A 25,548-nucleotide genomic window follows, 5' to 3' on the forward strand; every position below is an offset into this window, starting at 1 on the left:
TGCGGGTTATATATCTACCTATTTTAGAGCGTGCCTGTTCTCCAGATGCAGCTAGAAGTCCGCACACTGGTGATGGGCAGGTCACCTGCGGGAGGAATCATGACTGACGAGCGATTGATGCATGCCGAGCGGCAGGGTCTGGAGATTGGCGCATGAGCGCTGACGTGAACGAAAGCAGCCGCGCCGTGCTTCGGGTCGAGCGCGATGGGCCACTCGTCATTCTGACCATCGACGATCCCGGCACCCGCAACGCACTTAGTCCATTACTCACGCGCGAGCTGGTCGCCGCATGCGATGCCATCAATGCCGATATGAGCGTAGGATGCGTAATCCTGACGGCGGCAGGCGATGTTTTCTGTGCCGGTGGCAACCTCAAGGACATGTACGCCCGCGCCAATCACTTCGCCGGCAACGCCGCCGAGATCCGTCGGACCTATCTGGCCGGCGTGCAGACGATCGCGCGCGCGCTCCACGATCTGGAGGTGCCTTCCATCGCTGCGGTAAACGGCGCCGCAATGGGTGCCGGAATGGACTTTGCTACCATGTGCACGATGCGGATCGCGTCGGATCGAGCGAAGTTCGCGGAAAGTTTCATCAAGCTCGGCCTGACTTCGGCAGCGGGCGGCGCATGGTTTCTGACGCGCGCGATCGGCCAGTCGGCAGCCGCAGAGATGGCGCTTACCGGCGACACGCTCGATGCCGAACAAGCGCTTGCGATCGGACTCGTGTCTCGCGTGGTCCAACATGATGCGCTGCTCGACGAGGCGAGAACCTTGGCGGCGCGGATTACGCGACATCCGATGCACTCGATCCGGCTCAACACTCGGCTCCTGCGCGATTCCGCCAGACTCGACCTGCATACCGCGCTCGAGATCGCCGCGGGGATGCAGGCGATCGTGCAGCAGACCGACGACCAGCACGAGGCGGTGGCCGCAGTGATGGAGCGTCGTATCCCGGCATTCACCGGTCGCTAGTTCTCAGCCTTCATTTGCTCGGCCAATTTCTCCGCCAGCATCAAGACTGCTAGGTTGGTATTGGCGCTGGGGATCGCGGGAAAAGCGGAAGCGTCCGAGACGCGCAGGCCCTCGATGCCCTTGACCCGTCCATCGGGGGTCAGGACTGCCATTGGATCGTCGGCGGCCCCCATGCGGCACGAGCAACTCGCATGCCATACCCCGGCGACGGCGGAGCGTACAAATACCTCCAGCTTTGCGTCGTCGGATAGAAGGTCGGCTATCGACTCGCCCTCCATGACCAGATTCTCGATGAATGCTCTCCGGATCGGAGCTGGACCGTCGAGAAACAGGGCCGCGAGCCGAGTCAGAATGCGGTTCTTCAGATTGATGGTGCCAATCTGACGCACCTTCTCGCTGTAGCTGGCAGGGAAGGCGTCCAGGGCTGCATTGCCAAGCAGCGGCGACAAATGAAGCGCTGCCATCCGCCGGAAGCCGCGCATCAGCCGCTCGACGTCCCGCGAATCGGAAAGAAGGTTGAAATCGACTTGCGCGGCCTGGCGAGGATCAGCAGATGTCAGGTGAATACGACCGTCTTCGGATAGCGGCCGGTTGATCCAGAAAGCCAATGTGCCGAGCCGCTCACCAACTGCATGCCACGCAGCCTTTGTTGAAATGAGCCCCGACATATCGCCCGCCGGAAAGCGGTTAGTGTCGGTGGAAAAGCGAACGCCGAGCAGAATGTGCCGCCGCTGGCGGCGGAGTCGGGCCGCGCTCGGAAGGTAACTTGCAATCGCAATCGATGGATGATCGGTCAGACCGCGCCCGACACCCGGCGCGTTCAGGCGAACCTCGACTCCGACTCTTGCGAGATCGTCGGCAGGACCGATCCCGCTGCGCAGCAGGAGTTCCGGGGTCATGAGCGCGCCGGCCGAAAGGATGATGGTTTTGCCAAGCAGTACCTCTCCCCCCGCTCGAACCCCGATGGCTCGCAAGCCATCGAACAGCAGCGCCTCGACGGTGGTGTTGGTCCTGATCTGAAGATTGGAGCGGGAGCGGACTTGGAGTGTCAGCCAGGCCATCGCCGCGGTCACGCGGTGGTTGTCGATATTTGAGATCGGCAACGGATAGTGCCCGTCACCGAACTCACCGTTCTGATCGGCGAGGAACGGCAATCCCGCTTCCGTGAGCGCGGCAGAAAATGCCTTTGCCTGACCGGGCCAGAACGCCTCGGGAATCCGCCGGATGGGCAATGGCCCCGTATTCCCGTGGAGCGGACCATCGAAATCCAGATCGTTCTCAAGCTTGCGAAAGAAGGGCAGGACATCGTCCCATCCCCACCCCATCGCACCACGAGCAACCCAGTCTTCAAAATCCCAAGGCAACCCGCGGTTGGCGAGCTGCCCGTTGATGGCGGAGCCTCCGCCAAGCACCCGTGCCTGCTCATATTTGCGCGGCGGCAACATGGTCCCGGGCTGGAGGTTTCCGGTCGGAGCGACCGTCACCCGCCGATTGCTCCAAACGAAGCGCGCGTCGAGGTAGGCGCTACCTGGATAGCTATCGAGAATCGCGGCCGGTTCATCGCCAGGTGGGGTATCCGGGCCGGCCTCGATCAGCAGCACCTGGTTTGCGCCACGCTCGGAGAGCCGACTCGCAAGCACCGATCCCGCGGATCCACCGCCAATGATGATGTGGCTGTATCTCATCGGCCGGTCAGCTCACGACGGTGATGCATTTCAGCTCCTGATAGATGCGCAGACCCTCAATCCCCCGCTCGCGGCCCACGCCGCTCAACCGTTGCCCGCCGCCTGAGGCAAAGGCGCTCAGCGCGCTGCCGTTCACGTTGACCGATCCGGTCCGCAGCCGGCAGGCGACCTCGATCGCGCGGCTCAGATCCTTGCCGAACACATGGCCTGACAGGCCGTAGGGCGTATCATTCGCCATCTCGATGGCGTGGTCGATGTCGCGATAGCCGATGACACAGGCGATAGGCCCGAATATCTCTTCGCGAGCGGCTATATTGGCGCAATCCGGCAAATCCAGAATTGTCGGCTCGAAATAATGTCCGTGATCAAGTTTTGGTGGGCGACGGCCGCCGCAAATGAGCCGGGCACCGCTGGCCAGCGCATCTGCAACGAAAGCCTCGCATCGCCGGACGGCAGTTCCGTTGATCAGCGGCCCCATGGTAGTGGCCGGGTGGTCGGCAGGCCCGATCACGACGCCGGCCAGCGATTGTGCGATCGCGGCCATTATCGCTTCCTTCTCGTCCTGCGGCACGAAGATTCGCGTACCGGCGACACAGACCTGGCCTGAGTGGGGTACGCAAGCGCGATTGCCGGCCGTGGAAGCCAAGGCGGTAGCGTCGGGCAGGAATATCTGCGCGGACTTTCCACCCAGCTCAAGCTGCAGGCGCTTCATTGTCGCGGCGGCCTGCACCATCACCTGCTGGCCCACCTTGGTCGAGCCCGTAAAGCTCACCATGTCGACCCGGGGATCGGTCCCTAGCAGGACGGCGCCTTCCGCCCCGGATTCGACGATCACGTTGAATACGCCTGCCGGAAGGTTCGCGGTATGCGCGGCTTCTCCGAACACGAGGCTGGAAAGCGGGGCGAGCGGGCTTGGGCGTAGCACGACAGAGTTTCCGGCGATCAGTGCTGAAATCGTCTTCCACATGCTGATGACGAACGGGAAATTATAGGCCGAAATCGCAGCGACGACCCCTACGGACTCGTAACGCCGAAGACTTTGTATGGCGGACACTTCCTTGAATCGATCGCGAAGCGGAAGCGGATTGTCCTCGATCTCAGGTAGCGTCAGGAACAGCTCGATGAGGTCGGTTGCATGCTGGATCGCGGCGTCCAGCTGTCCTGCACGCACCAGCGATGCCCGCACTACGCCCGCCTCAGCCACCAGAAGATCTTCGATGACATCCTTGTTGTCTGCGAACCACGCTATCATTCGGGATAAATCTGCCGCCCGATCCGCAGCTGGTCTGCCGCTCCAGAGTCCGCTCTGCCGAGCCTGCCACGCAGCGTGGATCGCCGATTCCACCTGCGCGGCCGAGGCGCCCTGTACAGTGGCGAAAATCGTCCCGTCAGATGGGTTCTCGACGTCCACCGGTGCACCCAGCCCGCCAACGAATGCTCCATCGATATAGAGCGACGCTTCGGAACGACGCTGATTCCCGCTGGGGTTGGCCATATCTCTCCTGACGAATTCTCGTATTGGTAGATCAAATATCTACCTATATCGGCACATCGTTCACTCACAGGAGGCGCACTGCCTCAGCACATATGCGCTGAAACCTCCCGGCGCCTCGAAGCCGGTTGCCTCTCCGCATAGACAGGAGTGGTTGGAATGGGAGCTGGCAGGTGGCTGAAAAGACAATTTTGGTCGTGGGTGCCGCGGGTGATGTCGGACAGGGCATCGTAGCCGCTGCCCGTACTTGCGGCTGGCGTGTTGTGGCGGTGGGCCGCTCTGCGGACAAGCTGACCCGGTTCGGCGACGATCCCGGTATCGCCGCCATCGTCGGCGATATTTCTACGGAGGCCGGCGCTGAAGCCATTTGGGCTGGCGCAACGTCATCGTTCGGCACGATCGACGCCGCCATCATCGCTGTGAACGCCCCCAACGAAATTCGTCCGCTTACCGCGTGGCAGCCGAACGAACTGTCTGCGCTGTTCGCCTCCAACGTGGTCAGCCACTTCATTGCCGCCCAAATCTTCATTCCCCGACTGCCGGCAGATGGGGTTTTCCTCGGTATCGGTGGTGGCACCGCCGATTTCATCATTCCGAAGATGGCGCCGCTCTCGGTAATGCAGGCAGCCCAGCGAATGCTGTATCGCGGACTTGCTCGCGAGCAGCGCGAAGGCGTTGCGATCCGCGAACTCATTATCGTCTCAATGGTCAACGGCCAAAGCAAGCGCGACCGCGCCCAGCCCGATTGGGTGACCGACATCGAAGTCGGCCGGCATGTATGCGCGATCGTCGCGGACCCCGAGTGTTTCCCCGGCCCGGTACTCGATCTCAAAAGCCGCGAGCAGGTTGGTCGCTTAGATGTAGAGCCAGGGAAATGAGCGAGGCGGAGGGCACGCCATAATGTGCGTCAAGCCGAACAAATGCTGCCGTCTGATCGACTTCCTCGTCGAGAAGGTACTTATGGAATGCAAGGCACGAGGCCTTGGATTATGCACAAACTGACAAGCGGGCGACGTCCCATCCTTCGTTTTAACGTCAGAAAGCAGACTGGCCGTTAGCGGCCAGACTAAGAAATACTCGGCCCGCTGCGCTGCCGTCCCAGTGTCCAGCTGACCCCGGTATCGCGCATGATACCCGACACGGCTTTACCGGCATGGCGATCCAGTACCGGGCGCCACGGCACGAGTGTGAAATCGCGCGACCTTTCGATCAACGCGTAGCGCCCGCTCAGAGCATCGACCGATTGCCGATAGATCCCATCAATCCGTTCGCCGACCTTCGGCTCCGCGAACGGCAATCCCAGCTCTTCCGACAAGCCCTGCGCGACACGCAGCAGCTCGCGCCGCTGAAGCGTCGCGAGCATCCCGCTCGAATAGGAAAATTGCCCTCCCCGCTCCTCCGCCAATCCTTCGGCCACCAGCCACTGCTGCCGCCGCATCTGGGCCTGGCGCGCATCATGCCCGAACCCGGCGTCACGCAGTGGCTCGGGAGAGGACACAAAGGGTTCCCGATCGAGCCACGTCGCAGCCTCAGCGCCTACCAGTTTCTCGAGCGGCAGCGGCGACAGTGTTTCGACGGTCACGGGCTGATCTTTCGCACGCGCGATTTCATAGGCGGTGGCGCGGTCGAGATGATCGCTCGCAATGACCCAGCTTCCGTCGGGATCGCGTTCCATGTTGCGGGTCAGCCGACGCATGGCCTCCAGCCGCCGGACATGAGCTTCGGCAAAGGCCTCGGTCGCCGCAGGATCGTGGCGCAGATGCGCATCGATCGAATAGCGACCGCCGTTCGCCGCGGCGACGTCGGCCACGGTCTGATCGGACGCGCGAATACCAACCTCGACGGGCGATATGCGCACGATCGCTCCAGGAGCATGGCTCTCGACATTCTCGCCCTTACCGATGTCGACATAGTGCGAGCGCCCGTCGGTCGCCTCGACGATGATGTAATATCGATCGGCGATCTCGTCGGACAGCCCACGATGGACGATCCGACCGACCAGCGGACGCGCGCCGGGCGCAGCCGGATCGTAGATCACCTGGTCGGCAAGCGCTGGCGCAGTGCCCCGCGCCGCATAGGCGCGCTGCATCGAGCGGATGATGTCGTCGCGCTCGCCCATGCGCCGCAGCGTATCCGCAAGGTCCGGCGCGAGACGCCAATGCGAACCAATCTGTTTCGCGAGCCCAAGCCGTTCGAGCGTCTTCAGCCGTCCCATGCGGATCGTCTGATCGAACGCACCGCGCCCCTCCGCACTGGCCAGGATATTCTCCTGGGCATCGCGGATCAGCGCGCGGTCGACGCTGGTCAGCCGTTGCTGCTCGATCTCGGCACGGAGGCGCTGTTCGATTGCGTTGTCGCTGCGCGGGCCAAGATCGAGGTCGACCAGCTCGCACGCCCGCTCGCGCAGGCCATGGCTGATATAGTCGCGCGCAATGATCAGATCCTGCCCGCGCTCGTCCTTCCCGCGCAGGATGATGTGGGTGTGGGGACGGCCAGTATTGTAATGATCGACCGCCACCCAATCGAGCCGGGTGCCGAGATCCTCCTCCATGCGCGCCATCAGCCGCCGCGTCAGCGGCCTGAGGTCTTCATATTCGGCGCCATCCTCGGGACTGACGATGAAGCGGAACTGATGGCGGTCATCCCTTCCCTGCTCGAGCCAGGCGCCACGATCGACCTTGTCGCTTTCGGCGCCATAAAGTTCACCCCGCCCGCCCTCGCGCGTCGTACCATCGCGTTCGACATAGCGGAGGTGTGCCTTGGCGCCATCGAACCCCCTGCCCTTGAGCGACACGAGCCGCGCCTTGACGATGACCCGCCGCTGCCGAAACGCCGCATAGCGATCACGCGCGGAAAGGACACGTCCGACACCGGCGCCGCGGCCGATCCGGCTGCCGGTAAAACCGGTCCTGCGCGAACGCGCGGCACCTCCACCGCGAGCGAGGTTCGCAGCAGCAAGAACACGGGAGAGGAACTTGCGCGCGCGCGGCTGCCCGCCCCTGCTCCGCAAGCGGCCAAGTTCGGGTTTGAAATCATCATCGCTGGGCATGTGCGGAGCCAGGAAAGGGAAGCGGGAGCCCAACCATGCGTCCATGCCCTGCAGTTGGAAATCGGTGCCGCCAGACACCTCAGAATTCCGCCACTTTCCGGCGCACTGGCACTGGCTTCGGCGGAGCAGCACTGTTTCTGCGCCTGAAATATGGATGTGCAGACAATAGCTTACGGCAACCAACGGTGCCGTAGCTTCTCTATCTTGCCTTCCGCGCCTCCCCACTCCCTCCACGCCCCGAGCTCAAGCCAAGGGCAAAAAGAGGGACGGCGCCCACCCCGGCACCATCCCCATGAAAAACCGGCCGCTTCATGCATCCGTATATGCAGCCAGTGCCTCGCCTTCGGCCATGAACTCGCGCCGCCCGGTCATGCCGTGCGCAATGCCATCGCCGTCCACGATCATCGTCGCGACGAACCATTTGCCATCCAGAAATCCGACGATCCGTACCCGATCGAGCTCGATATCCCGCTCGTCTTCCCCGCGTCCATAATAGCCGAGCCAGCGTTCCGCGAGGCGGGATTCCCAACAGAAATCCACCTCCTCCGCCGTCAGAAATCGCTGCGCCAGCGCCTCCCCTGCGCCGCGTCCGAACTCGATTTCGAGCCCTGCGACCAGTGCCTCGATCACGCGATCCGATGCCACTGAAACCTGCTCGAACATGCCCATGACAACCTCCTTGCGATCCCGTCCTCACCACGAGGACAGGTCGCCTGCGGGCGGGCGGCGCGGCGGCTGTCAGGGCCGCGCCGGCGCATGCCGGCGCGCCGCGGAGCGGCGGCGGAGGAACCGATTTGCGAAGCAAATTGGAGGGGCCGCCGGCCTTGCACAGCCGCCGCGGCGCCCGTCATCATGGGAAGAGCCGAGACAGCTTCCTACCCGCCCGCAAGGTCGGACCGATGGCATCGCGTGCCTCGGCGGCACACCAGATGACACATGAGCTCATGCGCTGATGATCGTCAGGTTCGAAGAATGGTCCCCCGGCCATCCCAAGAGCGTTCTCAGAGGTGGGTGGGCGTTACCGCGTCACCAGACCGGGGTAGCGAATAATACCATCGCGAAACCCGAAACACCATCGTTGCTTGAACTGCCCCGCATCGTCTCAGTGTTCCGGTTGATCCGCGCGACGGGCCACTTGCGCTGGCCTGCGACGCACGAAGATCGGGGTGTCATTGGCATGGCCCAGCGTGAAGAAGAGCGCACTGGAAGGCTGGCGCGCAGGCGGCGGCGCGGTGCTCGTTCCCGACACCCGCGCAAGATAGTCGCGCGTCTCGCGGGGCAGTCGCGCGCGTCCGGCGAGATAGGCGGCGTAGCGCGCTGGCCCGGCATTATAGGCAGCGAACAAGCCGGGATAGCCGAACCGGTCATGCATGCGTTTAAGGTAGCAGGCCCCGGCGACGATATTGTCATGGGGGTCATGCGGATCGCTGCCGAGCCCATGGGCGGCGCGCAACTCGGCCCAGGTTCCGGGCATCAGCTGCATGAGACCCATCGCCCCCTTGGGTGAGACGATCGGGCTCCCGCGCAGCTGCGTCCGGCCACCGGATTCGGCACCCATCACCTGCGCGATCCATGACGCAGGCACGACGCAGCGCCGTGCGGCCATTTCGATCAGCGGTGCCCAGCGGGTCACGCGATCCTCGGCGGGTGCCTGTGCGCCGAGCAGCGCCAGCGCGCTCATCGCGTGGCTTAGCGCACCCATAGCGGCACCGCCTTGCCGATCACCTGCGCGCGCTGCGTCGCCCCGAAATAGCGTCCGTCGAACGAGTCGGGGTGCGGCATCAACAACAGGACCTCGCCGTCCGTCAGCATGCGGCAGCCCTGCCAGGCGGGCAGCGGGCGGCCATGGGCGTCGACTGCGTGCCGCCGCGCAACGATGCGCTGACCGACCATGATCCGGACGCCGCGGGCGCAGATACGGTCGCCATCGAGCGCGGCGACGCGCTTCACCAACGGCACGTTGCGCGGCAAATAGTGGCGACGTGCGGCGAGTTCGCGCGCTGCGCGCGGTGGCCATGCCAGCGCGAAGTCGCCGCGCTTCAGGTGCACGCCGGGTAGAACGGCGTAGAGCCCGACCGGCGCGCTGGCGCTCGGATTCCATATCAGCAAGGGCGGCAGATCGAAGACCAGCGTCGCCCCCAGCCCCGCGACCAGTACGCCAAGCGCGAGCAGGCTGCGCTTACGCATCGCCGGCTTCCGCGACCTGCCGCGACCAATGCTCGAGGTCGTCGATATGGTAGCGGATATGGCGCGAGTGACGCCGGTAGCGCGGCCCGGTGCCCGCCGAGCGATATTCCTGGAGCGTACGCACCGAGAGGCCGAGGAAGTGCGCGGCCTGCTGGGGCGTGAGAAAGGGCGATCCGCGCGCCGCGCGCGCTGCCCGGTCATTCGCATCCTCGTCCTGCATCCTTGCCTCGCTGGCTGGCGCGGCGGGGCGCCGCGCGGTGCGGCAAGGGATGCGGATCGGCGCGGCTCTGCGGGAGGCTCGAAAACCCTCCCCCGCAAAATCGAGCCCCGCCCGCGCCGGGCTTGCCGGCGCGGGCGGGAGCGAGGTCAGTCGGCCGGGTTCCAGATGATCGCGAACGCATCGGGATCGTCCTGCCCTGCGGCGCGGCCGAGATTGGCGTAGAGGGTGCGCGGCCCGAACTCGGGCGCGGCGAGGCTGAGCGAGACATAGTCCTTGCCCGAGCGCTCGCCGGTGCGGACCCAGCCGCCGCCGACCTCGGTGCCGCCGCAGAAGACGCGATAGTCGGGCTGCGCCTCGCTGGTGCGGCTGCGGTTGGCGACGATCTCGATCTCGGCGCGAACCGAGATGGTCTTGAGCTGGCCCTTGAAGCCGTCGCTGGTGCGGGTGACGTGTCCGATTGCAGGCATGGTTCATACTCCTTGCGTCTCGCCCGCGGACCATCCGGGGCGATGTGCGGCACAAGGCAGCGGATCGAGCGGCGGACCGAACCGGCACGGCCGGAGCGCGAGCGGAGGACCGGAGCCCCAGCGCTTATTTGCAGCGAAGCGGCCGCGAGGAGGCGGGCACAGCCCGCCGGGGAAATAAGCGCCGGGGCGATGGTTTCGGGCAGGCGCGGCGCTGCCAGCCAAGCACGTCAGGCCCGGACTGGACCGCGGGCGGCGCGCGGTTCGAACCCTCGCATGGCGCGCACCCCCGCCCTGCTATCGCGGCAACGGCGCGCAATCGCGGGCCTGTGGTCCCGGATCCGCTTGCTCATAGCCGCCCATCGGCGCAGCCTTTCGTGCCTTCTGCGCGCGGTGATTCAGGGGCGATGGTCAGCCGATGAGCGTGCGCAGGCCGCCCCAGACACCAGCCAGGAACGCGCCTGCGAGCAGCGCGGCGAGCAGCCAATATTCGAGCGCGAGCGCGAAGGCCCGCGAGCCGGAACGCCGTTTCACCGCCCGATTGGAGCAGATCGCGGCGATGTAGGAAAGTGCGGCGGCGCGGCGGGAGACCGCGCCGCCGCGCCGGTCAGGCAGCGATGGCGAGCGCCGGACCGGCTTCGGGGGCGCACGCGCCGGCGAGCGTTGCATGGGCGGTGACCGCACGGACACCGCCGCGCGCGGTATAGGTGGCGGGCGGGAACGCCATCCAGCGCGGCACCCAGCCCTCGTGCCGTTTGCGGCTGCCGGTGCCGTCGAGATGGTCGCGAGCGATGCGCTTCAGGGTCTTGAGCTTCTCGTCCATATTGGCGCTCGCGGTCGCGGGTCCGGCAATCTCGCCGACGATTCCGTGCATGACCTCCTTGTCGCGGATCAGCTCGAACAGCGTGTCGTCGGCCTGCCACCAGTCGGCCATGGTGACACCGATCCTTGCCCCCGCTGCCTCGACGGCGGCGCTTCCGGCGTGCAGGCTCTCGCCTATCACCACCGCTGCGACATCGAGCAGCGCCGGGTCGGGGAGGTCGAGCAGGCGAGCGAACAGCGCCGCGAGCGCGGCATCGTCGCCATTGCCGTCGGTCAGGGTCGAGCGCTCGGGATCGAGATCGAGCAGCGCCAGCACCGCTCGGCGCCGCTCGCCGAACACGGCTTCGCCGCGCGCGGCGGCGACGCTGGCACAGACCGCCTCGTTCGCGCTGGCCTGCGGTTCGGGCCGCACGCGCCAAAGCGGCGAACCGATAATGGCGTGCGCCACGAGCAGGCGCAGCGCGACACCGGGATGCGCGGTCAGCGCGGCGCGCACGGCGGCGTGGCGATGGAGATCGACATAGTCGTTGAGCGCGCTGGTGACCTCGGGTCGTGCGGGCTTGGCGGCGGTCATAGCGGGTTCGCCGCGTTCGCGGGCGCGCGCTTCCTTGCGCGTCAGGTAACCGATATGGATCGCGACCTCGCCGCTCTCGCGCACCTCGACATAGACGCGCCCGCCCTTGGCCTTGGGCGTCTTCTCATGCTCCCAGCTATGAAAGCTGGTGTCGCGCGGCATCACCACCACCTCGTGCCAGCCATCATCGAGCGCGCTTTGCCGGACCCGTTCGATGGCCGCGTTCTGGAGCGTCCAGAAGGCGGCGCTATCCCCGAAATAGCTGTCCTCGCCGAACAGGTCGGCGATGATCGGTCCCTTATACTCGTCGAGCGCGAACAGCGCATGGCTGGTCCGGATCGAGTGCCCGCCGAGCAGCCATGACTTGAGCTGATGGCCGGTCGGGGCATAGGCGTGCGGATCATCGAGCAGCGCAAGCCATGCGCTTTGCTGCTTCTTGGAGGCCATGGTCAGGTGGCGGATCGTGGCGCGGTCGATCTCTTCGGCGCGGTAGAGGTTGCGGATGCGCGGGAGCAGATTGCCAAGGGCAAGGATGCGCCGCACGCCCGCTTCGGGGATACCGAAGGTCACGCCGATCGCTTCGGGATCGCGGCCTTGCTTGACCAGCTTCACGAAGCTTTCCCATTGGGTGACCTCGTCGGGATCGCGGCGTGCGACATTCTCGATCAGCGAGGCCTCGATGGCGTCGGCGTCGTCGCCTTCTTCAAGAATCGCGCAGGGTAGCGGATCGGTATGGCCGGTCTGCTGCGCGGCAAGTTGCGCGGCGTGCAGCCGCCGCGCCCCGGCGACGACGCCGAACCGGCCTTCCCCGCCCTCGGGGCGGACGATCATCGGCTGGATGATGCCGCGCTTGAGCACGGTCGGGAGGATGTCCGATATGTCAGGCGGTTTCTTGCCGTGGCGCATGTTGAGCGGGCTGACTGCCAGCCTGTCGAGCGCAATGAAGTCGAGTTTCATCGGTCGTCTCCTTGGGTGCGGGTCCCGGGCTTGCCGGGGACCGGCTCATGTTCGGCGGCGGACGGCCGCCAGCGTCAGCCGCCCTTGCGGCGGTCCGGCGGAGCCGGATCGTTGGCATGGGGCGGAAGCGGGTCGGTGCCGGGCGGCACGCTCATCTCGACACGGCGGAGCAGGGTCTCCGCCCAGAGGATCGATCCGGCGCGGCGCGACCAGTCGGCCCAGATCGAGAGGCTGAACCGGGTCGCAAAGCTGAGATCGCGCTCGATGGTAAGGCCATAGGGGAGCTTCACGCTGGCGATCTCGGCGAGACTGAAGCTGCCGAGTTCGGGGCAGCCAAAGCCGAGATCGACCAACCCGAACAGCGTGTCGCCGTCCGCATCGAGTTCACTTGCGAGCCATGTCGCCGCGCCCATGGGATTGAAGAACTTGACCAGCGGCATTGGATCGAGATGGGGGTTGGCGGCGGCGGCGCGGGCATTGGCCAGCAGCGCGGCGCGCAGGTCGGGCGGGAGCGCGATCATGCCGCGATCCTGTCCGCTTGCGCCACTTCGAGCGCTGCCGCCTTGGCCTCGCCGAGCAGTGCAAGCAGATAGTCGGCGGCGCGCGAGGCTGCGGCGGCGGCGCGGAAGATGGCGCGATTGTCGGTGCGCAGCACGGCGAGCCACGCAGCGATATAGTCGGCATGGCGCACGCTCGGATGGATGCCGAGATGGGCGCAGAGAAAAGCCGCGCCCATTTCGGCGACGAGTTCCTCGCGCGCATAGGCCGCCGATGCGAACGGCCCTGAAAGATCGCGCGCGAGGCGTGAGCCGTGCCCGGTCCAGTGGGTGAGTTCGTGGAGCGCGGTGCGATACCAGTTGATCGGATCGCCGAAGGCGCTGTGCGGCGGCACCTGCACATAGTCCTCGCCCGGCGCATAGAAGGCGTGCGCGCCGCCGACGCGGAAATCGGCGCGCGACGCGTCGATCACGGCTTCTGCAACCGGGGCGATCCCGCAGCGCGGCAGCGGCGCGGGATCGTCGGCGAGACCGGGGCGCAGTCCGTCGCATTGCGCGACGTTGAAGACGGTGAAGCGCTTGAGGAACGGCACGGCCTTGGCGGCCTCGCCGTCGCGGGTGGCGCGTTCCAGCTCGGCTTGGGGAATGAAGCGGTCGGCGAAGACAACGCCCGTCCCGCGCTCGCCCTTGCGCACACAGCCTCCGGCCTGTTGGGCCTGACGGAAGGTCAGCCAGCTTTGCGAGGAAAAACCGCCCGCGACGCCTGACGCCCAGAGGATGAGGATATTGACGCCCGAATAGCAGCGCGCGGTCAGCGCATTGCGCGGCAGCGAAGGCCCGGCGGCGGCGCTGTCCCATGGCTGAACCCATGGAACGCAGCCCTGTTCGAGTTCGGCGACGATGCGCTGGGTGACCTCATCATAGAGGCTGGCGCGCGGCCCATCTCCTGCGGGGCGGTGGCGGGGCATCTTCTCCTCCTCGCCGCCCCAAAACCAGCATGGCCCCCGGCAGCGGGGGTGGGCGGCGAGCGAGCAAGGAGGCCGGTTCCCCAAGGGGCGCCGGCACCCGAGGGGGCGGAACGAAGTGGAGCAGCCGGGCAGGGCCCGGCTTGCCGGCGGCCCGAACCGGCCTTTGCTGCGAGCGGTCGCCCATCCCCGCTGCCGGCGGGCCACCCGCAACGCCGCCGCGCAAGCGGCGACCGCTGGCCCGCAGGGCCTTCGCGCCAGCGGGCGTCACCGCATGGCCGAGACCCGCCGGGGCTCGGTGGCAAGGCGCAGCCGAGCCATAGCACGCGGCCGCCCGGTCACGGGCGGGGCGCAAGGCATTTCAGGGGCGCTGATGATGCGCCGGTCTGGGGGAGCTGCAAGCGAGCGGACTGGACCGGTTGAAATTCAGCCCAGTCGCTCGATCACCAGCGCGATGCCCTGCCCTCCGCCGATGCACATCGTAACCAGGCCGAGGCGGCCGCCCGATCGCTGGAGTTCATAGAGGAGCTTGACGGTATTGATCGCCCCGGTTGCGCCGACCGGGTGGCCAAGCGAGATGCCGGATCCGTTGACGTTCGTCTTTTCGGGATCGAACCCGAGCTGCGCCGATACCGCGCATGCCTGCGCCGCGAACGCTTCGTTGGATTCGATCACATCGATCCGGTCGAGCGTCACGCCCGCGCGCCGCAGTGCGATCGGCACCGCCTCGACCGGCCCAAGCCCCATCACCCGGGGCTCCACCCCGGCATGGCCCCAGCCCAGGATCCGTGCGAGCGGCTTGGCCCCAAGTCGCTGCGCTTCCTCGGGCGAGCCCAGCACCACCGCCGCAGCACCATCGTTGATTCCCGAAGCGTTGCCCGCGGTGACCGTTCCGTCGCGCTGGAAGGCAGGGCGCAGCCTCGCCATATCCTCCAGCGTCGCCTCGGCCCGGACATGCTCGTCGGTATCGAACATCACGGTGCCGCCGCGGCTCTTGATCTCGACCGGTACGATCTGATCGCGGAAACGTCCCTCGGCGATCGCACGCGCGCCGCGGCGATGGCTCTCGACTGCGGCTTCGTCCTGCGCCGCCCGATCGATGCCGCATTGCGCCGCGACATTCTCCGCAGTCACCCCCATATGAACCTGGTCGAACGGATCGCTCAGCGTACGGGTAAGCGCGTCGAGCATCTGGATGTCGCCCATCTTCTGGCCGAACCGCGCGCTGGCCACATAATGCGGCGCCTGGCTCATATTCTCGGCGCCGCCCGCGACCGCCACGCCGCATTCACCAAGCGCAATGCCCTGTGCCGCGGAGATGATCGCCTGTAGCCCCGATCCGCACAGCCGGTTCACGGTCAGTGCGGGCACCGCCACCGGCACGCCCGCGCGCACCGCCGCGACGCGCGCCAGATAGGCGTCGCTGGGCGTAGAAGGGATCACATTGCCCATCACCACATGCCCGACCGCATCGGCTGCGATACCCGCACGCGCAATCGCCTCGCCGATCACCAGCGCGCCCAGATCCGCCGCGGGCACGTTCTTCAGGGCACCGCCAAAGTCGCCGATCGCGGTACGGACGCCGGAGAGGATGAGAACGTCAGACATGATGGATTTCCTTGAGTAGCCGGGGATTGGGGGATCATTGCCCCGTGAAACTGGGTTTGCGCTTGTCGAGGAAAGCGGCGACCCCTTCGCGGAAATCGCTCGTGTCGGCGGCGCGTCCCTGATGGGCGGCTTCAACCTCGAGCAGATCGGAGAGCGTGCCGCTGAGCGCGACCGCCGCCTGTGTGCGGATCAGTCCCAGCGCGACTGTCGGCATCGCGGCGAGCTTGCGCGCGAGCGCCATCGCCGTCTCCAGCAATGCATCGTCGTCTGCCACCCGCGTCACCAACCCGGCATCGAGCGCCGCATCGGCGCCCAACCGTTCGCCGAGCAATGCCATTTCGAGGAGCTTGAGCCGTCCCGCCGACTTGCCGATCAGCCAGGTTGCGCCGGCATCGGGGACCAGTCCGATATTGGCGAAGGCGAGCAGCAGATAGGAAGAACGCGCTGCGACCACGATGTCGCCCGAAAGCGCGATCGAAACGCCCGCCCCCGCCGCTGCGCCATTCACCGCGGTTACGACCGGCACCTGCAGCGCGGCGAAGGTCTGGGTCAACGGATTATAGTGAGCCCGCACCGCATCGCCCAAGTCGCGCTCGGTCAGCCCGTCCTCGCTTGAAGCAAGATCGGCCCCCGAGCAGAAGGCACGGCCCTCGCCGGTCACCAGGATCGCGCGCGCGCCCGCGGCCACGACTTCGTCAAGCGTGTAGCGAAGGCGATCGAGCATCTCGAGCGTCAGGGCATTGAGCCGTTCGGGGCGGTTCAGCCGCACGATCGCCACGCCTTCGTCAATCTGCCAGATAACGGACGGCGATTCAGTCATGGAAACTCCTTTGGCGCGACTGCTGCTAGAAGGCCCAGGCTGCCCGCGGCAAGCTTCGCCCCTTCGCCATCACCCTCCTGATCAAACCGGCGTTCGCATTGACGGGGGAGCCGCCATTTCCGCATGGCGCGCGATGCAATCCAAGGCCTCGAGGCGGTCGGAGAAACGGAATGAAGATATTGGTGCCGGTCAAGCGTGTGCTTGACTATAACGTGAAGCCGCGGGTGAAGGCGGATGGAACGGGGGTCGACCTCGCCAACGTCAAGATGAGCATGAACCCGTTCGACGAAATCGCCGTCGAAGAGGCGATTCGCCTCAAGGAAAAGGGTGCGGCGACCGAGATCGTCGTGGTCTCGATCGGCGAGCAGAAGGCGCAGGAAACGCTGCGCACCGCGCTGGCGATGGGTGCCGACCGCGCGATCCTGATTGTCGCCGAAGACAAGGTCGAGCCGCTGGGCGTCGCCAAGCTGCTGGCGAAGGTCGCCGAGGCCGAAGCGCCGGGCCTGATCATCCTGGGCAAGCAGGCGATCGACGACGACAACAACCAGACCGGCCAGATGCTGGGCGCGCTGCTCGGCTGGGGCCAGGGGACGTTCGCGTCGAAGGTCGAGATCGCCGGCGAGCAGGTCGACGTGACCCGAGAAGTCGATGGCGGGCTGGAGACGGTGAAGCTCAAGCTTCCCGCGATCGTCACCACCGACCTTCGCCTGAACGAGCCGCGCTACGCCTCGCTGCCCAACATCATGAAGGCGAAGAGCAAGCCGCTCGATCAGAAGGCCCCCGCCGACTATGGCGTCGATGTGGCCCCGCGCCTCACCGTCGTCAGCGTCACCGAGCCGGCCAAGCGCCAGGCCGGCGTCAAGGTTGCGGATGTGGATGAGCTTGTCGGCAAGCTCAAGGCGCTGGGAGTTGCGAAATGAGCGTTCTGGTCTGGGTCGAACACGACAATGAAAGCGTCAAGGACGCGACGCTTGCCGCCGTCACCGCCGGCACCAAGCTGGGCGATGTCGTCGCGCTGGTTGCGGGACAGGGCGCGCAGGGTGCGGCCGATGCCGCGGCGAAGATCGCCGGCGTCTCGAAAGTGCTGCTGGCGGATGACGCCGCTTACGGTCATGCGCTGGCCGAGAATGTCGCGCCGCTCGTCGCCGATCTGATGGCCGGCTACGACGCCTTCGTCGCGCCCGCCACCACCACCGGCAAGAACATCGCGCCGCGCGTCGCCGCTTTGCTCGACGTCATGCAGATCAGCGAAGTGCTGTCGGTCGAAAGCGCCGACACCTTCACCCGCCCGATCTATGCCGGCAATGCGATCGCCACCGTCAAGTCGGCCGACGGCAAGAAGGTCCTCACCGTGCGCGGCACTGCGTTCGAAAAGGCTGCGGCCGAGGGCGGCTCGGCAAGTGTCGAGGCGGTTTCGGGCAAGGGCGATTCGGGTCTCTCCAGCTTCGTCGGCGCGGAAATCGCCAAATCGGAGCGTCCGGAGCTGACCAGCGCCAAGGTGATCGTCTCCGGCGGCCGCGCATTGGGCTCGTCGGAGCAGTTCCACGGCCTGATCGACCCACTCGCCGACAAGCTCGGCGCGGCGGTTGGCGCCAGCCGTGCGGCGGTCGATGCGGGCTATGCTCCCAACGACTATCAGGTCGGACAGACGGGCAAGATCGTAGCCCCCGAAGTCTATGTCGCGATCGGCATTTCGGGCGCTATCCAGCACCTTGCCGGCATGAAGGATTCAAAGACCATCATCGCCATCAACAAGGACGAGGATGCGCCGATCTTCCAGGTCGCGGATCTCGGTTTGGTCGGCGATCTGTTCAAGATCGTTCCGGAACTGACCGAGAAGCTCTGAGCGTCGCGTCGGCGTACGGCGGGACTAGCTCCCCGCCGTACGCCAGCGCTCAACCGTTGCCCACCCGTCCCGCTCGGCCGATGGCGCCGCCGGGGTTCGCGACAGACGCGGCGCGGGCGAAGGCTGGGCAATCCCACCGCGTTCGCAATACCGGTTACGATCCAGCGCCTGGGCATGCGCCATGGCTTCGTCGACAGACAGGACCGGCGTCGCACACGCATCGAGCTGCGATAATCGATTGTCCCAATCGTCACGCGTTCGCGTCGCAAAGATCGCCGTCAGTGCCCCCCGGATCACGTCTGCGGGAACGCGCTGGCGATCGCGCAATTGCTGCGGCAGCTCGATCGCTTCGGCCAGATTGTCCCAGAATTGCGGCTCCAGCGCGCCAATTGCGATGTGTCGCCCGTCGGAACAGGCATAGCAGTCATACCAAGGCTGTGTCCCGCCGAGCGGCGAGTCCTGGCGCGTCAGCGGGATTTGCATGCCGTGGAACATTGCCATCAGCATGCTCGTGCCATCGACGATCGCCGCGTCGATCACTTGCCCCAGCCCGGAGCGCTCTCGCTCGAACAATGCGGCGCAGATACCAAAGGCAGCCAGCGCCGCGCCGCCGCCCATATCGCCGATCAGGTTGAGCGGCGGTGTCGGCACTTCGCCCGGACGGCCGATCCCGTCCAACGCGCCCGACAGCGCCAGATAATTGATATCATGGCCGGCACGCTGCGAAAGCGGCCCCGTTTGCCCCCAGCCCGTCAATCGCGCGTAGATGAGGCGAGCACGGCTTTGCAGCAGATCATCCGGGCCGAGACCCAGCCGCTCCATGACGCCCGGCCGGAACGGATCGATCAGCACGTCGGCCAACCCGATCGCCTCGCGAACCTGCGTCATCCCGGCGGGATCCTTGAGGTCAACGGCAAGCAGCCCCTTGCCGCGCGAGGTGACCGGGTCAGCCCATTGCGCGTAATCCGGCCGTGAGATGCGAACGACCTCGGCCCCGAAATCGGCCAATATCATCCCGCAAGTCGGTCCGGGTCCCAGACCTTCGAATTCGACGACCCGGATGCCATCCAGCGGGCGAGTGGTCATTCGCGCCGCAGCTCAGCGAATGAATTGCTTGATATAGTCGTCGTCATAACCCTGCTCGCGATACCATTCGGCACAGAAGCCTAGCAGGGTAAGGCAATTGTCGAAGCCGATCGGCTTCTCATTCTCGTCGAGCAAGGTCAGGCCGCCATGCATGACATAGAGCGCCGTCATCGATTCCTTGACGGTCAGCGTGTGATGCTCGCCCGGCGGTTCCCAGACGAACGATCCCTTCTCCGCGACCCAGTCGTGCTCGGGATAATACCAGCTTCCCTCCATCGTGTAGGAGAAGACAGGACCGTCATGTACGTGCCGTCCGATCACGCCGGGATTGGGATAGTGAAGCACGTTGACGGTAATGCCGGCGGAGGTGTCGAACATGATCGGGCAATAATAATGCCCGGCCGGACGCCGGACCCATTTGCTCAGATCCTCCGGAATCTTGACCACCAGGTCTTTGGGCAGAAAATTGGCGGCCATTCCTTCCGGCCGGAAATCCTTGGCGATCGACGCCATAGTGCAGCTCCGCTTCAAAATTGGAACACGCGAGGGCGCGGCCCCTGTCCACGCTTTCATCGGCCTGGGGTAGCGCAGGGTCAATGGCTGGGACGGCCGACGGCCAGTCATCACCCATGTGCTGGCCTTGCCCTGTCATGGCACCCCGTCTCTGACTATCCACCAGAGGAAAGGAGACGGCGAAATGGACTTCACGGGCAAACGCGCGGTGGTGACTGGCGGTATCGGCGGTATCGGGGGTGCGATCTCGCAGGCGCTGCACGCCGCGGGCGCGGAGGTCGTCGCCACCGGATATGATCAGGCCGAGGTCGATGCCCGGACCGGCGAAGCGGGCTTTGCCGGAATCGCCATGAAGCCGCTGGACGTCAGCGATGACGCCGCGGTCCGCGCCTTTGCCGCAGACACCGGTGGAATCGACTTCCTCGTCAATTGCGCGGGCACGACCGCACGCGGCCACGCGGCGTTCGAGGAGGAGGCATTTCAGCATGTGCTGGACGTCAACCTCACCGGTACGATGCGCTGCTGCCGCGCGTTTCGCCCGGCCCTGGCCGTACGCGGCGGCGCGATCGTCAACATCGCATCGATGATGAGCCTCTTCGGCAGCGGTACTGCGCCAGGCTATGCGGCGAGCAAGGGCGGCGTTGCATTGCTGACCAAGAGCCTTGCGATCGCCTGGGCCGAACAGCGCATTCGCGTGAACGCCGTCGCACCGGGCTGGATCGTCACGCCGCTGACCGACCGTCAGATCGACCCTGCGCTGCGCGAGCGCGTCATCGGCCGCACGCCGATGCGCCGCTGGGGCGAGCCACGCCATATTGCCGATGCGGTGGCATTCCTCTGTTCGGACAAAGCGAGCTTCATCACCGGCGTCGTATTGCCGGTGGATGGGGGCTATTCCTCCGTCTGATCCCGGAAGATGTAGCGCGGCGGCGGCGGCAGGCGGGTGCCGCGCCGCAGGCGGGAAACGAGCAGATCCGCGCCCTCTCCGTTCCATGCCGTTCGCGTCCCGCCATCCCAATATTCGGCCCAGGACGGCAAGGGGTCGTAGAAGCCGGTTTCCGCAACCGGCGCGCCCGGCCAACGCATCTTGGCCGGCCCCACCGGCGGATCGTCCTGCGCCGTCGCATAGAGCCGGGCCTGCACCCGCCCGCGAAACAACCATATGCCGTTCCGCCGCGCATAGCGGTCATGATAGAGCAGGCTTGCCGTCACCCAATCGGGGCCGACTTCATGCTCGATCCGGCAACTCACCAGCCCGATGGCGTCGTCGGGGCCGAGCAGTTCGATCAGGTGATTGGTCACATGGTGTGCGCTGGTGGTGAACTGGCGCAATGCCGCGTCGAAGGTTTCGCGCAGTGCCGGTCGTCCCTGCTTGCCCTCGCCCACCCGAACGTCATCGACATAGAGCGAGACCAGCGCATCGAGATCGCGCGCATCGACGCACAGTGCATAGCCGAACGCCAGTTGCCGAATCGCTTCGATCGCCTCGATCCGCCCGAGCCTTGCGGTGATGTCGTCGGTCATCCGGTCCCCATCGCGCGCGCATATTGTGGCGGCCATGACGGCGTTTCGCCCAAGGCTCGGGCCGCATGCAGCGCCCAATAGGGATCGCGAAGCATGGCGCGCGCGAGCAGGACGATATCGGCGGCCCCATTCGCGACGAGCGCCTCGGCTTCCTCAGCCGTTACAATTCCGCCCACCGCTGCGGTCGGCATCCCCGTCCGGGCCCGAATGACGCGCGCGAAATCCCGCTGGACCGCCGGCCCGTCCGGCGGGGCATCACCGGGTATCGCGGACCCGCTCGAACAATCGATCAGGTCGGCTCCGGCTTCACCGAGCAGCCGGCCAAGGCGAATCGACTCGTCGAGTGTCCAGCCGCCGGGAGTCCAGTCGACGCAGGACAGCCGCACCGCGACCGGGACATCTTCCGGCACCGCGGCGCGGACGGCCCGGACGATCTCCAATGCCAGCTGCGCCCGTCCCTCGAAGCTGCCGCCATAGTCGTCGGTGCGGTCATTGACGAGCGGGGACAGGAAGGAATGGACCAGGTAGCCGTGCGCAAAATGGCATTCGACCCAGCGGAATCCTGCAGCAACGGCCCGGCGCGCGGCTGCGCCAAAGCCATCGACGATCGCCGCAATAGCCGGGGTATCGAGCGCATAGGTTGGCGCTGACCTGGCCGAGAACGGCGCCGCGGTCGCACTCCCGGCCCTCCACCCCCCTGCTTCGAGCGGCACCGCCTCGCGGCCAAGCCATGGCACCTGAGTGCTGCCCTTGCGTCCTGAATGGGCGAGCTGGATTCCAGGGATTGCGCCGGCGGCTGCAAGCGCGGCGGCAACGGGCCGCAACGCCTCCCTGTGCCGATCGGACCATAGGCCAAGATCGGCCGGGCTGATCCGGCCTTCCGGGGTCACCGCGGCGGCTTCGGTGACCACCAGTCCTGCGCCACCGACCGCGCGGCTGGCCAGATGGGTGAGGTGCCAGGCGTTCGCCAGCCCGTCGGTTGCGGAATATTGGCACATGGGCGACACGCCAATGCGATTGCGCATCGAAACGCCGCGAAGGGTGAACGGCGTAAAGAGCGATGCCGTCACGACTCCCGGGTCGCCAGTTGCTCGATCCGCTTGATGGCGTCTGCGATCTGGCCGGGGTCAGCATTCACGATGATGCGGCCGCCCTTGGGCCCGATTGTCGTCAACCGCGCGATTTCGGCGATTTCATCCGGCGTCGGTGATCCCATGTCCAGCTCCGCCAACGAGGCAGGCAGACCGACGCTTCGGTTGAAGCCGATCACGTCGAGGATAAACCCGTCATCGCGTCCCTCGATGGCAAGCTGAACCAGCGTCGCATAGCCGACATGGTCGCCATGCGGTGCGCTGGCGGCGCCACGCGCCTTGACCAGCCCGCGTACGACAGCATGGGCGTAGGACAGGCCGCCGCTCTCCCAGGCGAGCCCCGCCATCAGAACATTCGCCTCGACCACCGCCTCGAACGCCTCATCGGGCTCGTGCCGTTCGGCTGCCGCCATCGCCGCTACGCCATGTTCGCGCAGCGTCTGATAACAGGCATCGGCAATCGCCAATGCCGTGCGCAACTGGCGTGTTCCGAAGAAGTTGCTCGCGCCATCGGCCACCGCGCGCTCCGCCTCGAACTTCTTGGCAAGCGCGTCGCCCATGCCCGTCCGCAGGAAGCGTGCGGGCGCATTCGCGATCAATTGCGTGTCGGTGACGACCAGCAACGGACTGTCGGGGATCGTCTCGATCGCGACCAGCACATGCTCGTCATTATAGATCGCCATCGAGCGGCCCGTGGGCGAGTCGTTGGACGCGATCGAAGGCACGGCAATGAACGGGAGGCCCAGCTTGAATGCCACCCCCTTGGCCGCATCAAGTCCCTTGCCCCCGCCGATGCCGATCACGCAATCCGCGTCGCCGGCCTGTTCGACCAGCAGGTCGATGGCGGCGTGAGTGACCTCGCCGCGAAAGGCGAGCGTGATGCTGGGACGCCCGGTAAAGGCGGTCGAGAGTTGCGCCTCGACGAAGGGCAGCACATCGGCATCGACCACCAGCAAAGGCCGCTTTGTCAGCCGTTCCGTAAGCGTGCCGAGTTCGCCGATGGCGCCTGGGCCCTGCACATAGCGGGTCGGCCCGCCAAAGATCCTGATCATCCGCCGAAATTGCCCCAGCACATGCCCGTGCGAAAGGTTCAAACGAAAGCATCCCATCCGCGATTGTTGGTTCGGGCGGATCGGCGCAAAACATCGGGCATGAACCCGATCGAACGCGACACCCGGATCGCCCTTGCCGCCTGCTATCGCCTGATCGCGCGCTACGGGATGACGGATCTGATCTTCAATCACATCACGGCGCGCATCCCGGATACGGAGGATCTGCTGATCAACCCGTTCGGGCTGCTGTATGAAGAGATTACCGCCAGTTCACTGGTGCGGATCGACATCGAGGGCAATGTCCTCGACGCGGGCGATACGGACTATGGGATAAACCGGGCGGGTTATGTCATCCACAGCGCAGTGCATTCGGCCCGGCCCGATGTGCAGGCGGTCATTCATACGCACACCCGTGCGGGCGTCGCGGTTTCGTGCATGCCGCAGGGGCTGATGCCGATCAGCCAGACCGCACTGCGCTTTCTCGGCCGCACCGGCTATCATGATTTCGAAGGGCCGGCGATCGACGAGGGCGAGCGGGTCCGTTTGATCGCTGCGCTCGGCGCCAACGACGCGCTGATCCTGCGCAATCACGGACTGCTGACCGTCGGCCGATCGATCCCGGAAGCGTTCCTGCTGATGCAGCGGCTGGAGACGGCGTGCCAGATCCAGGTAGCAGCGCTGGCGGGCGGCGCCCCGGTCATGCCGAGCGCGGAAAGCCAGCAGCGCACCGCGCAGCTATTCGCCCCGAAAACGGGGAGTGCGGAGGTCTCGACCGATGGCGGTCGCGAATGGCCCGCGCTGCTGCGGCAGCTCGACCGGGCCGATCCACGCTACCGGGACTGATCAGACCTCGATGAGGACGGCGCCCGCCTGACCGCCGCCGGCACACATCGCCGCGACACCGAGCCCCCCGCCGCGACGCTTGAGATCATGGATCAGCGTGATCAGCATCCGCCCGCCCGACGCCGCGACCGGATGGCCGATGGAGCATCCGCTACCCGAGATATTGATCGTCTCGTCATCGATGCCGAGCATCCGCGACGCTGCCAGCGGGACCGAGGCGAACGCCTCGTTGATCTCCCACAACGCCACGTCGGACTGATCCACCCCGGCTCGCGACAGCAGCTTGGGGATGACATCGAGAACGCCAAGTCCGGTCTTCGCCGGATCGACGCCGACCGAGGTCCAGGCACGAATCTTTGCCATCACCCCGAGACCTTGGGCCGCGGCAACCGCGTCGGTGGTCACCATCATCGCCGATGCCGCATCATTGACGCCGCTCGAATTGCCTGCGGTAATCGAGAAGCCCTCGATTTCGGGATGCAGCACTTTCAGCGTGGCGAGTTTCTCGATGGTCGAATCGCGGCGGGGATGCTCATCGACCTTGAACGCCACGGTCGAGCCATCCGGCATCAATGCCTGGACGGGTACGATCTGCTGGTTGAAATATCCCGCGTCGATCGCGGCAATCGCACGCTGGTGCGAGCGGACCGCCCAGGCATCCTGTTCCTCGCGCGTCAGCCCCGCCGCCCGGGCGGTGTTCCAGCCGACCGTGATCGACATGTCGAGATTGGGTGCCTCCGGGCTGTCCGGGTGAGTCGGCGGCATCCAGAAATCCTGGACGTCCTCCGTACCGGGCACCCTGCGCTGCATCTTCGGCGCGGTCGAGATCGACATCACCCCGCCCGCAACGATGAATGTTTCCATCCCCGACATGACCTGAGCTGCGGCAAGGCCGACCGAAGTCAGGCTCCCCGCGCAATGCCGGTTGAGCGCCATCCCCCCGGCCTTTGTCATACCGGCCTCGACAGCGGCATGCCGCGCGACCGCGCCGCCGCCATAGAGCGATTCGGCAAGGATCACATCGTCTACCCTGTCCGGCGCGACGCCCGAACGCGCCACGACTTCCTTGAGCACGGCCAGCGCCAATGTCTCCGCACTGGTATTGGCGAGCGTTCCCTTGCGGGCGGTGGCGACGGCGGTGCGCGCTGCGCTAACGATCACGGCTGATGGCATGGAATCCAATTCCTCTGGGCGTATCTCGACGTTGCTCACAGCCCTAAAGCCGACAAGGTGTAGGTTTCAAGTCGCGCGCCGATTGCGCAAGTATGTGCGCTCTATG

General features: G+C 65.9%; 26 protein-coding genes. 6 read left to right on the forward strand and 20 right to left on the reverse strand.

Annotation, left to right across the window (positions count from 1 at the left end; translation table 11 throughout):
- Nucleotides 1-152 precede the first annotated feature (152 nt).
- Nucleotides 153-974: an enoyl-CoA hydratase-related protein gene (locus LRS08_RS06230; RefSeq protein ID WP_066581870.1), complete on the forward strand. Its 822-nt coding sequence runs from the start codon at nt 153-155 to the stop codon at nt 972-974.
- Here the strand turns inward: LRS08_RS06230 and LRS08_RS06235 are convergent.
- Entirely contained in the window at nt 971-2,659 is a 1,689-nt protein-coding gene (locus LRS08_RS06235) for a GMC family oxidoreductase (RefSeq protein WP_066581876.1), read from the reverse strand. The two genes, LRS08_RS06230 and LRS08_RS06235, sit on opposite strands and share 4 nt — an antisense overlap.
- Before the next feature lie 7 nt (nt 2,660-2,666).
- Nucleotides 2,667-4,154 (reverse strand): aldehyde dehydrogenase family protein, encoded by a 1,488-nt coding sequence (locus LRS08_RS06240; protein ID WP_257844479.1) that lies wholly within the window; start codon nt 4,152-4,154, stop codon nt 2,667-2,669.
- Between the two features lie 170 nt (nt 4,155-4,324).
- On the opposite strand from LRS08_RS06240, the gene LRS08_RS06245 reads away from it, so the two are divergent.
- Nucleotides 4,325-5,029: an SDR family NAD(P)-dependent oxidoreductase gene (locus tag LRS08_RS06245; RefSeq protein ID WP_260481458.1), complete on the forward strand. Its 705-nt coding sequence runs from the start codon at nt 4,325-4,327 to the stop codon at nt 5,027-5,029.
- 188 nt (nt 5,030-5,217) lie between these two features.
- Here LRS08_RS06245 and rlxS read toward each other — a convergent pair whose 3' ends face one another.
- The 12 genes from rlxS to LRS08_RS06305 all read right to left on the reverse strand — a co-directional run bounded on the left by rlxS (nt 5,218) and on the right by LRS08_RS06305 (nt 16,314).
- On the reverse strand, nt 5,218-7,200 hold the full coding sequence (gene rlxS, locus LRS08_RS06250) for a relaxase/mobilization nuclease RlxS (RefSeq protein ID WP_257844477.1): 1,983 nt from the start codon (nt 7,198-7,200) through the stop codon (nt 5,218-5,220).
- Between the two features lie 309 nt (nt 7,201-7,509).
- The gene (locus tag LRS08_RS06255) at nt 7,510-7,869 is read right to left on the reverse strand and encodes a hypothetical protein (RefSeq protein ID WP_257844476.1); all 360 of its coding nucleotides are present in this window, start codon (nt 7,867-7,869) and stop codon (nt 7,510-7,512) included.
- Between the two features lie 433 nt (nt 7,870-8,302).
- Nucleotides 8,303-8,902, reverse strand: a complete 600-nt coding sequence (locus tag LRS08_RS06260) for a lytic transglycosylase domain-containing protein (protein ID WP_257844475.1) — start codon at nt 8,900-8,902, stop codon at nt 8,303-8,305.
- Entirely contained in the window at nt 8,890-9,387 is a 498-nt protein-coding gene (locus LRS08_RS06265) for a S26 family signal peptidase (protein WP_257844474.1), read from the reverse strand. The genes LRS08_RS06260 and LRS08_RS06265 overlap by 13 nt, the downstream gene beginning before the upstream one ends.
- A complete protein-coding gene (locus LRS08_RS06270; RefSeq protein ID WP_066581896.1) occupies nt 9,380-9,607 on the reverse strand; it encodes a helix-turn-helix domain-containing protein in 228 nt (75 codons plus the stop codon). Before LRS08_RS06270 ends, LRS08_RS06265 begins: the two co-directional genes overlap by 8 nt.
- A 146-nt stretch (nt 9,608-9,753) precedes the next feature.
- On the reverse strand, nt 9,754-10,074 hold the full coding sequence (locus tag LRS08_RS06275; protein ID WP_066581897.1) for a DUF736 domain-containing protein: 321 nt from the start codon (nt 10,072-10,074) through the stop codon (nt 9,754-9,756).
- 408 nt (nt 10,075-10,482) lie between these two features.
- Nucleotides 10,483-10,605 (reverse strand): hypothetical protein, encoded by a 123-nt coding sequence (locus tag LRS08_RS06280; RefSeq protein ID WP_257787067.1) that lies wholly within the window; start codon nt 10,603-10,605, stop codon nt 10,483-10,485.
- Nucleotides 10,606-10,678: 73 nt separating this feature from the next.
- The gene (locus LRS08_RS06285) at nt 10,679-12,424 is read right to left on the reverse strand and encodes a ParB/RepB/Spo0J family partition protein (RefSeq protein ID WP_257844473.1); all 1,746 of its coding nucleotides are present in this window, start codon (nt 12,422-12,424) and stop codon (nt 10,679-10,681) included.
- Between the two features lie 74 nt (nt 12,425-12,498).
- Nucleotides 12,499-12,945, reverse strand: coding sequence for a DUF2958 domain-containing protein (locus LRS08_RS06290; RefSeq protein WP_257844472.1), 447 nt, complete (start codon nt 12,943-12,945; stop codon nt 12,499-12,501).
- Complete coding sequence (locus LRS08_RS06295) at nt 12,942-13,889, reverse strand: ArdC family protein (protein ID WP_257844471.1); 948 nt, start codon at nt 13,887-13,889, stop codon at nt 12,942-12,944. Before LRS08_RS06295 ends, LRS08_RS06290 begins: the two co-directional genes overlap by 4 nt.
- Before the next feature lie 423 nt (nt 13,890-14,312).
- Nucleotides 14,313-15,494 carry a beta-ketothiolase BktB gene (gene bktB / locus LRS08_RS06300; protein WP_075150250.1) on the reverse strand — a complete coding sequence of 394 codons (1,182 nt, stop codon included), beginning with the start codon at nt 15,492-15,494 and terminating at the stop codon, nt 14,313-14,315.
- A gap of 34 nt (nt 15,495-15,528) precedes the next feature.
- The gene (locus tag LRS08_RS06305; protein ID WP_257844470.1) at nt 15,529-16,314 is read right to left on the reverse strand and encodes an enoyl-CoA hydratase-related protein; all 786 of its coding nucleotides are present in this window, start codon (nt 16,312-16,314) and stop codon (nt 15,529-15,531) included.
- A 170-nt stretch (nt 16,315-16,484) separates the two neighbouring features.
- Here LRS08_RS06305 and LRS08_RS06310 point away from each other — a divergent pair, with 170 nt between their 5' ends.
- Together LRS08_RS06310 and LRS08_RS06315 are read left to right on the forward strand one after the other, a co-directional pair.
- Nucleotides 16,485-17,234: an electron transfer flavoprotein subunit beta/FixA family protein gene (locus tag LRS08_RS06310; RefSeq protein ID WP_257844469.1), complete on the forward strand. Its 750-nt coding sequence runs from the start codon at nt 16,485-16,487 to the stop codon at nt 17,232-17,234.
- Complete coding sequence (locus tag LRS08_RS06315; protein WP_257844468.1) at nt 17,231-18,160, forward strand: electron transfer flavoprotein subunit alpha/FixB family protein; 930 nt, start codon at nt 17,231-17,233, stop codon at nt 18,158-18,160. Before LRS08_RS06310 ends, LRS08_RS06315 begins: the two co-directional genes overlap by 4 nt.
- Nucleotides 18,161-18,184: 24 nt before the next feature.
- On the opposite strand, the gene LRS08_RS06320 is transcribed toward LRS08_RS06315, so the two are convergent.
- Nucleotides 18,185-19,246 carry a CaiB/BaiF CoA transferase family protein gene (locus LRS08_RS06320; RefSeq protein WP_260481459.1) on the reverse strand — a complete coding sequence of 354 codons (1,062 nt, stop codon included), beginning with the start codon at nt 19,244-19,246 and terminating at the stop codon, nt 18,185-18,187.
- Between the two features lie 12 nt (nt 19,247-19,258).
- Nucleotides 19,259-19,759, reverse strand: coding sequence for a 2,4'-dihydroxyacetophenone dioxygenase family protein (locus tag LRS08_RS06325; RefSeq protein WP_066581594.1), 501 nt, complete (start codon nt 19,757-19,759; stop codon nt 19,259-19,261).
- A gap of 184 nt (nt 19,760-19,943) precedes the next feature.
- On the opposite strand from LRS08_RS06325, the gene LRS08_RS06330 reads away from it, so the two are divergent.
- Nucleotides 19,944-20,666 (forward strand): SDR family NAD(P)-dependent oxidoreductase, encoded by a 723-nt coding sequence (locus tag LRS08_RS06330; RefSeq protein ID WP_257844466.1) that lies wholly within the window; start codon nt 19,944-19,946, stop codon nt 20,664-20,666.
- Here the strand turns inward: LRS08_RS06330 and LRS08_RS06335 are convergent.
- From LRS08_RS06335 to LRS08_RS06345, 3 genes are read right to left on the reverse strand one after another with little or no spacing between them, the layout of a single operon-like run.
- A complete protein-coding gene (locus tag LRS08_RS06335) occupies nt 20,651-21,283 on the reverse strand; it encodes a nuclear transport factor 2 family protein (protein ID WP_066581605.1) in 633 nt (210 codons plus the stop codon). The two genes, LRS08_RS06330 and LRS08_RS06335, sit on opposite strands and share 16 nt — an antisense overlap.
- The gene (locus tag LRS08_RS06340; RefSeq protein ID WP_257844464.1) at nt 21,280-22,353 is read right to left on the reverse strand and encodes an NADH:flavin oxidoreductase/NADH oxidase; all 1,074 of its coding nucleotides are present in this window, start codon (nt 22,351-22,353) and stop codon (nt 21,280-21,282) included. Before LRS08_RS06340 ends, LRS08_RS06335 begins: the two co-directional genes overlap by 4 nt.
- Nucleotides 22,350-23,393, reverse strand: coding sequence for a glycerol dehydrogenase (locus tag LRS08_RS06345; protein ID WP_260481460.1), 1,044 nt, complete (start codon nt 23,391-23,393; stop codon nt 22,350-22,352). Before LRS08_RS06345 ends, LRS08_RS06340 begins: the two co-directional genes overlap by 4 nt.
- On the opposite strand from LRS08_RS06345, the gene LRS08_RS06350 reads away from it, so the two are divergent.
- Nucleotides 23,286-24,269 carry a class II aldolase/adducin family protein gene (locus LRS08_RS06350; protein ID WP_260481461.1) on the forward strand — a complete coding sequence of 328 codons (984 nt, stop codon included), beginning with the start codon at nt 23,286-23,288 and terminating at the stop codon, nt 24,267-24,269. The two genes, LRS08_RS06345 and LRS08_RS06350, sit on opposite strands and share 108 nt — an antisense overlap.
- Here the strand turns inward: LRS08_RS06350 and LRS08_RS06355 are convergent, their stop codons facing one another.
- Nucleotides 24,270-25,430 (reverse strand): thiolase family protein, encoded by a 1,161-nt coding sequence (locus LRS08_RS06355; RefSeq protein WP_260481462.1) that lies wholly within the window; start codon nt 25,428-25,430, stop codon nt 24,270-24,272. It lies immediately after the preceding gene.
- Between the last annotated feature and the right edge of the window lie 118 nt (nt 25,431-25,548).

The sequence above is a fragment of the Sphingomonas sp. J315 genome, from assembly GCF_024666595.1.
GTDB lineage: Bacteria > Pseudomonadota > Alphaproteobacteria > Sphingomonadales > Sphingomonadaceae > Sphingomonas.